Origin of the sequence: Gluconobacter wancherniae NBRC 103581 (assembly GCF_007988885.1) — a bacterium.
GTDB lineage: Bacteria > Pseudomonadota > Alphaproteobacteria > Acetobacterales > Acetobacteraceae > Gluconobacter > Gluconobacter wancherniae.
The window spans coordinates 193081-206428 of record NZ_BJUZ01000001.1 but is presented as its reverse complement, the minus strand read 5'-3'; the positions used below and the strand labels follow the sequence as shown (position 1 = coordinate 206428).

Genomic DNA, 13348 nt, shown 5'->3' with positions numbered 1-13348 from the left:
CAATTCACCGGTCTGGAGAAACTGGAAGGAAATTGGATGACCGCTCATCCGATCTGCGAACGGTCATCTTGTGTCACCCCAAGCTGCTTGAGCTTGCGATGCAACGCACTGCGCTCCATGCAGACGAAATTCGCCGTCCGACTGATGTTACCACCAAAACGCAAAAGCTGGACCTGAAGATACTGCGTCTCGAACAGGTCCCGCGCCTCACGCAGTGGCAGGCTCATCACATCAGCGCCTGAGTTGAGCCGCGTCATGGACGGGGCACCCTGGCTGATGGTCGTTGGCAGCATATCGGCCCGGATGGGATCGTTGCTATTGCCCGGCATCATGATGAGCATCCGTTCCATCAAATTGCGCAGTTCGCGCGCATTTCCGGGCCACTCATATGCCTGCAAGGCCGCAAGCGCATCTACGGAAAGCTCCCGTAAGGGAAGCCCGGCGGACGATGCACACCGTTCCAGAAAGTGGCGTGCAAGGCCGGGAATATCCTCCCGACGCTCCCGCAAGGACGGGATACGCAAAGGCACCACAGCCAGACGGTAATACAGATCCTCGCGAAAACGCTGCCCGATAATTTCTGTCTGCAGATCACGGTTCGTAGTCGCCATGACCCGGACATCCACCTTCACGCGGGTGGTCCCGCCAAGGCGTTCGAATGTCTGGTCCTGAAGGGCACGGACAATCTTGCCCTGTGTCTCCAGAGGCATATCCGCCACTTCATCAAGCAGCAACGTACCCCGATGCGCCCGCTCCAACACGCCCCGGCGCATGGGCTGACCGTTCTCGCCTTCAAGACCAAACAGCTCCTCTTCGAAGCGGTTTGGCGCAAGCGTTGCACAGTTCAGTGCAATGAACGGCCCCTCCGCACGGCGCGAGCGTGCGTGAAGCATCCGCGCAGCCACTTCCTTACCAGAGCCTGCTGGCCCCGTGATGAGGACACGCGAATTCGTTGGCGCAACCCGATCAATCTGAGACCGGATGGCTGCAATCGTCGGGCCATCCCCAAACAAGGAGGCTTCAGAACCCGCCCTCATCCGCAATTCGGCATTCTCTCTGCGCAAGCGATCCGCTTCGAGGGCGCGCTGGACAACCACCAGAAGCCTGTCCGACTGGAAGGGCTTCTCAATGAAATCATACGCGCCGTGACGTAGGCTCGCGACAGCAGTCTCAATGGTGCCATGCCCGGAGATCATGAGGATGGGGATACCCGGCTCCTCAGCCTGCATGATCTTGAGCAACTCGATGCCGTCCAGCTTGGAGTTCTGGATCCAGATATCGAGAATGACCAGCGATGGGCGATTCGTCCGGAAAGCAGCCAATGCCTGATCAGAATTGGCAGCTGTACGTGTCTTGTACCCTTCGTCGTTCAGGATACCTTCGACGAGGAACCGAATGTCCGGCTCGTCGTCGACGATCAGGATCTCATGTTCCATCTTCAACCCTCATTGTGCGACGCTTATCTTCTTCCTCGGTCTCTCGTTCTGCCAATGGCAACGAGAGCGTGACGAGCGTTCCCCGCCGTCCTGTGGACGGATCGGGTTGCCGATCGGCAAGCTGAAGCATCCCGGAATGGTCCTCCATGATCTTCTTGACAATCGCAAGACCCAAGCCTGTGCCCTTCGCCTTGTGCGTCACATAGGGTTCAGTCAGGCGGTGGCGTTCACCAACCGGAAGACCAACCCCGTCATCTTCTATCTCTAGCAGGACACGCCCTTCATGAATGTGCAACCCCATCACAATGTGACCTACGGGCAACAATGTCTCGCCATCGCCCGTTTCTCGCGCTTTTCCGCGGTTTGTCATGGCAATCGCGTCTGACGCATTTTGTAGAAGATTGGTCAGTGCTTGCCCAATCAAGCGCCTGTCGCAATGTATCATAGGTCCTATCGGGGGCAGCCCGACTGTTTCGTAGATGATTTCCGGATGCGCATTACGCTGCAATACAAGCGCCTCACGACACAGACGGGAGAAATCCTGCGTCTCCATAACTGGCTGGGGCATGCGCGCAAATGCCGAGAATTCATCGACCATGCGGCCAATGTCCCCAACCTGACGGACGATCGTATCCACCAGCTGGGCGTAGATTTCTGGATCGCTCTGTATTTCCTTGAGAAACCGGCGCTTCAGACGCTCTGCAGCAAGCTGGATCGGCGTTAATGGGTTTTTGATCTCATGTGCAATGCGCCGGGCTACATCCGCCCATGCCGCCTTGCGCTGTGCAGACTGCAGTGCCGTGATATCGTCGAATGTCACCACGTACCCCGCAACGTCGCTGCCGCGAAGTTCGGCCACCACGCGGACAAGCAATGTGCGGCCAGCACCTGCACCCACGCCATCTCCGGGACCACCGGGCCGCTGGGCGCCATCGGTATCAACCTGGATCTCGTCTGTATGAACGCGCTCAGGATCCTGATGCGCGGCTTCCAGAAGCCCTGCAAATTCCGGCACACAAAGCGCAAGCTGGGTTCCGATCTGAGGTACCAGATCCCGCTGCAACACATTAGATGCCGCACGGTTTGGTAGCTCAAGTACCTGCCCACGATCCAAACCGATCACACCCGCGGAGACGCCCGCCAGAACCGTCTCGGTAAAACGTCTGCGCTCGTTAATCTGATCGTATGCGACCATGAGCTCAGACCTCTGGCTCTCAAGCTGGTCCGTCATCCGGTTGAACGCTCGTGAAAGTGCCGTCACTTCATCATCGCGGTCACGGCCCCCACGCGTCCCTTCTGGCACGGGAACACGTACGGCCAGATCACCCTCAGAAATGCGCCGGGACGCCAAAATCAGCAGGCCGAGCGGATGAGCAATACGATTGGCGAGCGAGAGGCCCGTCAGCATTCCTACAGCCAAAACGAGCAGGCCCATCAACGCGAAAATAACCACGAACGTGATCTGCGTCTTGGCCCGATTGGCGATCATTCGCTGATAATCCGCCACTAACGTATCTGTACGCTGCATATGATGAACTACTTCTGGATCCACAGGACGGGTGATGACCAGCCAGAGGCCTGAATTGCCTCCAAGAGCCACCACTGCACGAACAATATGCTCGTCCGGGCGATCGAGGATCGCAGCGTCTCCCGCAGCTTTTGCCATTTCCACAACCGATTTCGGCGGCAGCGAGTGCGGTATGTCGGACGTGCCGAGAATGCCACCTGAAGCGATGATCTTGTTCGAAAGCGGGTCAAACACTTCTGCGTCTGACAGGCCGCGCTCCGTTACTTCGTCATCAAGAAGCACCTGAAGACGCGCCGGATCATGGAAAAGATCCGTGCCGTGCGCATACATCTCGTCGTTCTGCGCAGTGATCAACGTGTTGGCGAAAGCAAAGGCTTCCGTGCGGGTGTTGTCGTTATGCTCACGCAGATAGCCTGCCGCGACCGAACGTGCCTCCGTCAGGGCATTGTTCACACGGTTCGAAAACCAGATTTCCACGCCATAATGGAAGAACAGCGCTGCGACCGCTCCCACCACGATGGTTGGAGCAACCGCGACCACGCCAAATAACGTGATCAGCCTCACATGCAAACGCGCCCCCGCAAGCCCAAGCCTGCGTTCGGCAACCATTCGCCCTATCTGCACAACAGCCGCCGCACTGATAAGCATCAGCATGATGAAGTCGAGAAGGAAGACCACTGCCTGAAGCTGCGGAAGATGTGCCAGCGACATCCCACCCGCAAGGACCACGAAGGTTGCGAAGGCGAGGATCAGTGCCGTGACTGTGAGGAGAACCGCCCCGTTGGCACTGGTCAGACGTACCAGAAAGGTCCGCAGGGAAGGTCGTTTCACTCGTCGCCACCTTTCGGGACGATTATGTCCAGCTCACGGATACGTTTTCGAAGTGTGTTGCGATTCAGCCCAAGTATGGCGGCCGCACGGATCTGGTTGCCGCTCGTCCGTCGCAGTACCATCGTGATGAGAGGACGTTCAACCTCGCCTATGACACAGGAATGCAGGTCCCCGGCGCCATTTTCCAAACCTGTTTCAAGATACTCGCCCAGAGGTCTTTCGAGCGCACGGGCAATGCCACTTGGCCGCTCGTTACCCGCACCCGGCAGACGACAGACAGCGCTGATACGCTCCGGGCCAAGCTTCTGGGAAGGCTCCAGAGCAGAGAACCAGCGATGCAGACCTGCCTCAAAAGCACCCTGCCGCAAAAGCAGATGCGGATCATGCCGACTTGCCGCGATCAGGCGGATGCCATGATCCGCATGCTCCAGCAGTTCCATAAAACGCTCCTGCACAGAGGGGCAGAGGCAGTCTATTTCGTCCAGCAGAAGCGTGCCATCTCTGGCCTGCTCAATCCATCCCGCCTCACGGCCACCAAAAAGCGCCTCCTCACGCATCGCACGGGGAATTGCCGTGAGAGCAGCCACGACGAAGCGTCCGCTCGCCCGTGGACTGTGCGCGTGCAGACGCCGCGCCACATCCTGCCGGTCCAGGCGAGAGGCACCATAGAGAAACATCGGACGGACCGAGAGATCGGGAAGTGCCGGAAGGCGTGCCGTCACGCGGCGCGACCAATACGAAACAGACGATGTGGCAACCCTGGCGTCCTCACATCACGCTGCTTCGCGCGACAGGCTGGCAGCAGGCCCGCTCTCACGATCACGGACGATCCCTGCCTCGATATGACGATCATAGAACGCTTCAAGAAGCGCCACCACTTCTGGCGCATTGTCGATACGATTGACCGCAGAACGAAACGTCGCGGAGCCAGGCAGACCAGCCGAGTACCAGGACACATGCTTGCGCGCCAGACGCAGCCCGGGGCGCTCCCCGAAATGATCCAGCATCATGCTGTAATGCCGCAAGGCTATCGCTTTTTCGGTGGCAAGATCCGGGTCTGGAACGTCCTGCCCGGTTTTCAGGGAGCCTGCCACCTGCGCCGGGAACCATGGACGGCCATAACAGCCACGACCGATCATCACGCCATCCGCATTAGACTGATGTAATGCCATGCGGGCATCACGAATGGAATTGATGTCCCCGTTGACAATAACCGGAAGGGAAACAGCGTCCTTTACGGTTTTCACAAATTTCCAGTCGGCGGTACCATTGTAAAACATCTGGCGTGTCCGCCCATGTACGGTGACCATCCTGATACCGCTCTCTTCAGCGATCTTTGCCAGACGGGGCGCATTAAGACTGTTGTGATCCCAGCCCATACGCATCTTGAGCGTCACTGGAACGTCCACAGCGTTCACCGTCGCTTCCAGAAGGCGCGCCGCCAGAATTTCATCGCGCATCAGGGCAGAACCAGCCGTCTGCCCGATAGCGACTTTTTTCACGGGGCAGCCAAAGTTGATATCGATGAGGTTTGCCCCGCCATCAACCGCAATCTGCGCAGCTTTAGCCATAGCTTCGGGGTCACAGCCAGCAAGCTGCACGGCGTTCGGACCGCGCTCGGCCGAGCGCGCCATGCGCAGGGTGTTCTCGTTCTCACGCACCATCGCCCATGACGCGATCATTTCAGACACGACGAGCCCGGCTCCGAGATCTCTCGCAAGCTGACGGAACGGCAGATCCGTCACGCCAGAGAGTGGCGCGAGGATGACGGGATCTTCAATGATCACCCCGCGTCCAAGGTCGATCGGCCGCAGAACGCGGTTGGGGGCTTCGGGTAAGGCTGTGCTGGTCATGACCGTTTCAATTTACCGAGGCTGGCCGCCAAGCGCAAACGCTCCTTTTCCACGAAACCGTTAAAGGAGTCGATGCGCTAACACTCCCAACACCATAATCATGGAGAGCACCATGCCGCACATCACGGCGAGTGACGGAACCCATATTCATTATGAGGAGCAAGGCCAGGGCCGCCCCCTTATCATGATCCACGGCTGGACGTTCAGCGGACGCTTCTTCCATCGCAATATCGGCCCCATTTCCAGGCATGTCCGCGTCATCACCATGGACCTGCGCGGCCATGGCAAATCCGCCAAACCTAACCATGGCTACCGCATCTCACGTCTGGCCGCAGATCTTCGTGATCTGCTGCAGGCTCTGGATCTGTCTGATGTGACGTTGCTTGGGTGGTCTCTTGGTTGCCCCGTCATCTGGTCATATCTGGAGCTTTTCGGGCAGGAACGGGTTCGGGACGCGATTTTCGTCCAGCAGACCCCACGTCAGTATTTTTCTCCAGAATGGAAGCTCGGGCACGCCGTCTGCTATGATCAGGCGGGCCTGACCTACCTTCAGCAGCAGCTTTTCCTCAATGCCACGGAGTTCGACAAAGGCAATCTGGCGGGCTGCCTTAACAATCCCATTCCTGAAGACGAACAGAATTTTCTGCTCGCCGAAATGGCACAGAGCCCGGCACATGCCCGCAGCGAACTCATGGCAGACCATACAGTCCACGATTGGCGAGACCTTCTCCCAACGCTTCAGATAAAGTCACTGGTTCTGGTGGCCGAGAAGGATACGGTTCTGAATCCGGAAGGCCCTGCCTGGATTGCAGAACACATGCCCAACGCCCGAGCCGTGCGCTTCCAAGACAGCGCGCACATGCTCTTCATCGACGAGACCGAAAAATTCAACGAAACCGTCATTGATTTCGTGAAGGACTGACGAAATGTCTGATTTCCCATTCCGCTTCGGTATGAATGAATTCACAACGCAGCCTTGGACTTTCGAAGAGGACGTCACGCGCTACCGTGAGCTTGGTGTTGAGGCGATTGAGGTCTGCGAGGCCAAGCTTGATCCTTCCCGCATCAAAGACCAGATGCGTCTGGTAGAAGAAAGCGGGATGGAAATCAGCGCTGTCCAGCCATCTGTCCGGACGTTTTTCGGCAGTCGTATGGCCCCCGAACCAGCAGAAACCCAGGCGCGTGTTCTCAGACTGGAAAACAGCATCCGCACGCTCGCGCCTTACGCACCGGGGACGCTTTTTGTCACCAATACCGGCGCACCTCCGAATGGGAACGTACACAGGGTCATGGATGAAACGATCCAGCACCTGCGCGCCCTTTGTCCGTTGGCTGAGGACCTTGGTGTATCGCTCTCGCTGGAACCGCTGAATCCCACGTCGGTAAACGTGGAAAGCACAATCTGGACCATAGATCAGGCCATGGACATCATTGATGGTGTCGGGCACAGCGCGATGGGTCTGTGTCTCGATTACTGGAACATCTGGCAGCAGGACAATGTCTGTGCAGCCATCCGGCGGGCAGGATCAAAAATCAACGTGCTTCAGGTCAGTGACTGGCGCACCCCTTACTCGACCACCGATCGCCTTATTCCCGGAGATGGCTGCATTCCGTTGCACGACATGTTGAGCGCCACTTTCGAAGCGGGTTTCCGCGGAGCCTGCACGGTGGAGATTTTTTCCAGCGACGTACCTGACAGCCTCTACGACCGAGATCTGAAGGACGTTATCCGCGCAAGCCGGGCCGGACTGGAAAAAGCCTGGACCGGGCGCTGAACGGATTAGTCTATAGGGCCAATTTCCTGACGGTGGCGACCCAGCCCGGCGTCAGTAATGGCAAAGCGCCCATCAGAACGCAGGGCGCATAACCCCATACGTTCAAGACGCTCAAGGCATGGCTGATCCCGCAGCCCGGAAGGACGCCCGGCATCCTCGCACAGAAGCAGGCGATGAAGAGTCGAGCGACAGCATGTTTCGAGATAGGGTTCGTCCCACATCCTTCCGCATCTATCGCGTCCCTCCCCCTGCGCCAAGCACTGGTTTTAAGCTACAAGGCAATTCATGATCGATATCGGACACCTGGCCACGCCGCTCCTGCATCGCCTCGACACCGAGGCGGCCCATGAACTCGCCATCCATTCCCTGGCTCTCGGCCTTGGCGGCAAAGCCCCCAAGGACGTGCCAGCCCTTGCCACCCGCACGCTCGGGCTGCGCTTTCCAAACCCCATTGGTCTGGCCGCGGGTTTTGACAAAAACGCCCGTGCGATCCGCTCACTAGGCCAGCTTGGATTCGGCCATATCGAGGCCGGAACCGTGACCCCACGCCCCCAGCCCGGCAATCCTGGCCCCCGGCTGTTCCGCCTGCCCTCAGATGGCGCGATCATCAATCGCATGGGTTTCAATGGCTGCGGCATCAACCAGTTCTGCAAGCGTCTTGCGCGTCTGAACCGCCCAATGCCCAACGGCCGTACGCGCGGCTCAGTCGTGCCCCTAGGCGTCAATCTTGGCATCAACAAGATCGGCGCTGACCCTCTGCGCGATTACCCGGAGCTCGTATCACGTGTTCGCCCATATGCGGATTATGTGACGATCAACCTCTCCTCGCCCAACACGCCCGGCCTGCGTGATCTGCAGACCGCCGATACTCTGAGAGACCTGCTCGCAGCCATCAACACGCGCAACCCCGAGCGCCCACCCCTTCTGGTCAAACTTTCTCCAGATCTGGACGATTTATCATTCGAGCCAATTCTGGAAGCCGCCATTCAGGGCGGAGCAGACGGGCTGATCCTGACCAACACCACGCTCGCACGCCCTGATGAGCTTGGACATGAGCACCAAAATGAATCTGGAGGCCTGTCCGGACGCCCACTCGCACCAAGATCGCGCGACGTTCTCAAGCTCGTATCCGACCTTAACCGTGGGCGGATCGCCCTGATATCCTGCGGCGGCATCGAAAGCGGGCAGGACATTCTGGAGCGTATCCGCATGGGCGCGGATATGGTGCAGATCTATTCTTCGTTCGTCCTTCAGGGCCCCGGAATCCTTGGCCGAATCAAGCGTGAACTTCTTGAAGCAATGCGCCAACAGGGCTTTGAGAGCATTGCAGATGCGAAAGGTGTGGACCTGCCAGCCTGAGCCGCTCCACACCTCATGATGGCGCGGCCTTACGGCGCCATCGATTCATTTCGATCGAACCCTCCGCCCGACGCTCCGTTTGCGTTACACGCATCAGAACACGCATAGCGGAAGGATCACGAATGACAGACAGACGGACAGGTGCCTCGCACAATGCCCGTAAGGGCCGTTTCTGGGTTGCGGGGCTACTGGCTCTTGCCCTGATTGGCGGCGGTGCCAGTCAGGCGGATACTCCGCCTGCTGCGTCAACTCCCGTGGGAAAGGTCGCCGCCACAGACAATAATGCCCTGGGGTGGTCTTCCGTCTCCCCGACTCTAGGGCGCCAGCTCGACACTGACCAGAAATCCGTTCGCGACATCTTTCAAAGGCTTAACGGCGCTGACCCGGCCATGGGAGACATTGCGCTCGCCGACCTGACCAAACAGGTCTCGGCAATTCAGCAGGACACTCATGCCGTCATTGGCCAGATACAGTCCTATGACACGATCATTTCGTCTTTTCTTCAGGTTTTGGGCGACAAGCCTGCCGCAAATGAAGACGCCTCAATCACGGCCCAGCGCCAGCGGATGCAGAAAGATTCGCAAAGCGTAAAATCGATGCTCGTCCGTGCGCGTCTGTACGAACTTCAAGCCAAGCAGCTTGGCACTGTCATTGACGGCCGCCGCAGCCGCATCCAGCAGGCCACCCTTTCCCGCCGGACATCCTCGCCCATAGCGCCACATTTCTGGCATGCACTGGTGACGGAAAAAGCCGAGAACCAGTCTTCCGTCGAAAATAACGGTGTTCTGGCGGATTGGCCTTATCTTCTGGGCGGCACCTTTCTGGTCCTGATCCTCACCGGGCTGACGGCGTATCCCCTTTTGGCCGGCCTGCGTCGGCTCGGCGCGAAGCCCGAGGCTCTGCCTGCATCCACAGATAACAATGAAATCCCACGCGCAAGTGGCGTTGTGGCCATCACAGCGGGGGGCATGCTCTGTGCCATTCTCGCGCCAGTTCTTTGGCTGCTCTGGGAAATGATCACCATGGGCGGTGATGGCGGGCCCATTGCGGCCACCATCAGCGATACCATGCCGGTCTGCGGCTTCATTCTTGGCGCAGGACTTCCGATACTCGGCCGCGCCGGATTGCTGGCCAACAACGACATCAAAGCCCGGCATGCCCTGCGTGGCGTGGACTGGATGCTTGCCTGCGGCGTTCTGGCCCTTGATCTGCTGCACGCATTCCAGAGCCTGAAAGTCTTCGGCCCCACCCTGACCGTCCTCTTGGAAATCGTTTTTGCCCTTGCTGTCTCCATCAGTACCGTAAGCACCTGTCGTAGGCTCGGGCGACAGGCCGAAACGCGTCTGCTGGCGCCTTCCGTGCTGGGGCTCGCAACCCTCCTGACATTCGTCACGGTCATTGCCATCGTCCTCGGCTACGTCTCTTTCGCCTTTTCTCTCAATGGCTGGCTACTGGTCCTGGGGACTGGCATCGCAATCGTCGGATTGCTTGGAATGTGCTGGCGCGAGGCCATTGAGCGCCTTCTTGGTGCACGAGGCTTCTTCGGGAGCCGCCTCGTCCCGCTAGGCGTCGGGCCACGACGCCTCTCTCAGCTGACTGTCGTGCTGTCAGGCATCGGCAATGTCATGCTTCTGCTCATTCTGGTCTCAATTGTTCAAAGCGAAGGCGATTTTAATCTGGCGACGATCTTTGGTCGTCTCGGCCTACTGTTTTCCGGCAGCAATATCCGAGGCATTCCAATCTCGCTGGATACAGTCCTGATCTGCATTGGGCTGTTTATCGCCGCATATTACGCTATCCGCCAGACACGCAACTGGATGCGGGACCGCCTGTTCCCTACCACAACAATGGATATCGGTTCGCAGACCTCTATCCTGAGCGTCTTCACCTATTGCAGCTGGATCATCGTGGGACTTACCGTGCTCTCCGTAGCAGGGGTCTCCATCAAGAACCTGACATGGGTTGTCAGTGCACTCTCTGTTGGTATCGGTTTTGGTCTGCAGTCGATCGTGCAGAATTTCGTTTCGGGAATTATTCTGCTCGCTGAACGGCCTGTACGTGTCGGGGATGTTGTGGAGATCGCCGGAACCAGAGGAGACGTGAAACGCATCAGCGTACGCGCCACCAATATCGGACTGAGCGACGGCTCCACGATGATCGTTCCGAACTCCCAGTTCATCACGACGAACGTCAAGAACGCGACACTGGGGAGCACGGGAGCCGCACTCACACTGAGTTTCACCGTCCCCATCACGGCTGACCTTGATCAGGCCAGAGCCATGCTGCTCGAAGTCGCGGCAAAACGCCCCGAGGTCCTGTCCACGCCCACGCCAAAAGTCCGGGTAACGGCTATTGGAAGCGCTGCCGTGACAATGACACTCGGCATAAACCTCATCTCCGTACGTGAGAGCGGAAGTGTTCAGGATGCGATCCTGTTTGACGTATTTCGTCGTTTTCACGCGGAGGACATCGCAATCGCTACAACCTGAGTGCGAATATTTTTCTATCCTGCCGGAACTCGCTCTTCCGGCAGGGCTTATTTATTCTGACATGCTGTGAAAAAATCAGGGGTCAGGCTGATGCCAACTTCAACCAGAAATTTTGGAAAGAAGAATACAGGCCAGCTTTTCCACCTGCCTGTTCGCTCGCGAACGCTATCGCTTCGCGAAGCTGCCATCTACCTTGGACTTACTCCATCACGCTTAAGGACACTTGCCTTTCTTGGCACCGGGCCACAGCGTCATCGCTCATCGAAAGGCGCTACCGTCTATCAGCGCGATGCACTTGATCATTACGTTGCCACGCTACACGAGCGCGCAGGCATCTCAACGGCAGAAACAATCCGCCGGCGTGCAGAGCGAGCGCCTGCCCGGGACGATGCCCTGAGAGAACTTCTTGAAGATCCGAACACCAATCTTCCTGAACCTGACCCATTCATGATGTTGGCGACAAATGGGGAAGTGTGCGAGCATGGCGTGTTTTTGATGCTCAAGGTGCTGGCACTGTTCGGTTTCATCATGCTGTGCATTTCATCCACACCGCTTCTGCGGGCGCATTTCAACCAATAGCCGAGCACAGCACATATGAAAGTTTCCCTGGTCGCCATTCTTCGGGACGAGGCGCCTGATATCCTCGCCTGGCTCGGCTGGCATATAATGACGGGCGTTGACACTTTCATTCTGTTTGATGACGGATCAAAAGACGGAACGCTGGACCTGCTGCGCGATACCGCAACACTTCACGATATCCGAATATACGCAATCGATTACAGCGTTGATCCTCATCTGCACCGGCAACGTCTTGCTTACACAATAGCGCTCAACGGTCTTCAAGATGAATTCGATTGGGTCGGCTTGTTGGATGCTGATGAATACCTGCTCCTCTGCCGTCACAAAAACCTAAAAGAGTTCCTGAATGGCTTTGGCGAAGATGTAGGGGCAGTTGGTATCAATTGGTGCAATTATGGCAGTAATGGCTACGTCATAAAGCCAATAATGCCACCATTTTATGCATTCACGCGCCATTATTTACCTGACCATTATGTAAATCAGCATGTCAAAAGCTTTGTAAGACCTGCAAGCTGGAGCGGGGAATGGAACAATTTTCATTATTTTGAAAATGACCGACGCTACGTAAATCCAGATGGCCATGACATTGTCTGGTCAGAAACTCTTGGAAGAACTCAGGGCCTTCCCGCCTGGAATACGGCCAAAATCATGCATTACCAGCTTCGCAGCATGGAGCAGTATGTGGAACGTGCCAGGCGTCGCTCCGATATCCTCGTAAGGCCAGAAGGCTTTACGCAGTGTGATCATAATGACCTTTATGATCCACGCCCTTTCCAGCACACAACCGTTGTCATGGACTGGGTTCGTCGTGCTGTAGAACAGGGATGCGCACGCACGCTGGATGCGCTGGACATTGAGGATTTCAACGAGGCCACGCATTTGCCACCCTCTGAGCCTGCGTTACGCCTTTTAGGCATCAAACCCATGGAAGGGGACGATCTTGATATCGTCAATGGATCAATCCATCTCGTCAAAGATGGAGAAAACAGCCATCAACTGCTGGCTCTTCAAATTGGAGAAATCAAAAAAAAGGTTTTCCTGATTGTCATCAATAGCGAAGGAAATCTCATAAATTTTCGCATAGATGAAGACACCAGAGTCTTGGGAAACCTTAGCTATGAATTGATAGCTACTGCCTCCCCAGACCTGTTTGCCCTTCAGCAAGCCGCGTATAAAACCTATCTGACGGCCATGCCATTACCGCATGGGGGGGCCGTTATCGCAGACCGGCGTAAAATACAGGAATGGGAGCTTTTCCGCGTTCGTACTTTTGACCGAGGCGAGATCATAATAAAATTATACAATTCACCCTTCCTGACCTTTCTCCGCCGCGCACTCTCAAAGCCCATTACCATTCCGGCCATTGCGCGCCTGGCGCGAGAAGACATGCGTAAGACAATCGCCTGCTTACCTATTCTGCTATCTGCGATGTCTGAAGAGGACGCTAAAATGCTGAAATCCCGACTCGGCGTCCTCATTCGCTACATTCTCTGAAAAG

The 13348-nt window shown here is 57.0% G+C and carries 11 protein-coding genes; 6 read left to right on the top strand and 5 right to left on the bottom strand.

The window, feature by feature from the left end; all coding sequences use genetic code 11:
• Window positions 1-44: 44 nt before the first annotated feature.
• Genes ntrX through dusB form a run of 4 tightly spaced genes read right to left on the bottom strand, consistent with a single transcriptional unit; the run spans window position 45 to window position 5648 of the window.
• Entirely contained in the window at window positions 45-1436 is a 1392-nt protein-coding gene (gene ntrX / locus GWA01_RS00930; protein WP_146793123.1) for a nitrogen assimilation response regulator NtrX, read from the bottom strand.
• A complete protein-coding gene (locus tag GWA01_RS00925) occupies window positions 1426-3795 on the bottom strand; it encodes a sensor histidine kinase NtrY-like (protein ID WP_146793121.1) in 2370 nt (789 codons plus the stop codon). The genes ntrX and GWA01_RS00925 overlap by 11 nt, the downstream gene beginning before the upstream one ends.
• Window positions 3792-4517, bottom strand: a complete 726-nt coding sequence (locus tag GWA01_RS00920; RefSeq protein ID WP_229316017.1) for a helix-turn-helix domain-containing protein — start codon at window positions 4515-4517, stop codon at window positions 3792-3794. Before GWA01_RS00920 ends, GWA01_RS00925 begins: the two co-directional genes overlap by 4 nt.
• Before the next feature lie 51 nt (window positions 4518-4568).
• The gene (dusB, locus tag GWA01_RS00915; protein WP_146793119.1) at window positions 4569-5648 is read right to left on the bottom strand and encodes a tRNA dihydrouridine synthase DusB; all 1080 of its coding nucleotides are present in this window, start codon (window positions 5646-5648) and stop codon (window positions 4569-4571) included.
• Between the two features lie 112 nt (window positions 5649-5760).
• Between dusB and GWA01_RS00910 the strand changes: the two genes are divergently transcribed.
• Both GWA01_RS00910 and GWA01_RS00905 read left to right on the top strand, forming a co-directional pair.
• Window positions 5761-6570, top strand: a complete 810-nt coding sequence (locus GWA01_RS00910) for an alpha/beta fold hydrolase (RefSeq protein ID WP_146793117.1) — start codon at window positions 5761-5763, stop codon at window positions 6568-6570.
• Between the two features lie 4 nt (window positions 6571-6574).
• Entirely contained in the window at window positions 6575-7423 is an 849-nt protein-coding gene (locus tag GWA01_RS00905) for a sugar phosphate isomerase/epimerase family protein (protein WP_146793115.1), read from the top strand.
• 5 nt (window positions 7424-7428) lie between these two features.
• Here the strand turns inward: GWA01_RS00905 and GWA01_RS00900 are convergent, their stop codons facing one another.
• Window positions 7429-7644 (bottom strand): hypothetical protein, encoded by a 216-nt coding sequence (locus GWA01_RS00900; protein ID WP_146793113.1) that lies wholly within the window; start codon window positions 7642-7644, stop codon window positions 7429-7431.
• A gap of 64 nt (window positions 7645-7708) precedes the next feature.
• On the opposite strand from GWA01_RS00900, the gene GWA01_RS00895 reads away from it, so the two are divergent.
• The 4 genes from GWA01_RS00895 to GWA01_RS00880 all read left to right on the top strand — a co-directional run bounded on the left by GWA01_RS00895 (window position 7709) and on the right by GWA01_RS00880 (window position 13344).
• Window positions 7709-8782 (top strand): quinone-dependent dihydroorotate dehydrogenase, encoded by a 1074-nt coding sequence (locus GWA01_RS00895; RefSeq protein WP_146793111.1) that lies wholly within the window; start codon window positions 7709-7711, stop codon window positions 8780-8782.
• A gap of 122 nt (window positions 8783-8904) precedes the next feature.
• Window positions 8905-11271 (top strand): DUF3772 domain-containing protein, encoded by a 2367-nt coding sequence (locus tag GWA01_RS00890; RefSeq protein WP_146793109.1) that lies wholly within the window; start codon window positions 8905-8907, stop codon window positions 11269-11271.
• Between the two features lie 90 nt (window positions 11272-11361).
• Window positions 11362-11850, top strand: a complete 489-nt coding sequence (locus tag GWA01_RS00885; RefSeq protein WP_146793107.1) for a hypothetical protein — start codon at window positions 11362-11364, stop codon at window positions 11848-11850.
• Window positions 11851-11865: 15 nt separating this feature from the next.
• Window positions 11866-13344, top strand: coding sequence for a glycosyltransferase family 2 protein (locus tag GWA01_RS00880; protein WP_146793105.1), 1479 nt, complete (start codon window positions 11866-11868; stop codon window positions 13342-13344).
• Window positions 13345-13348 lie beyond the last annotated feature (4 nt).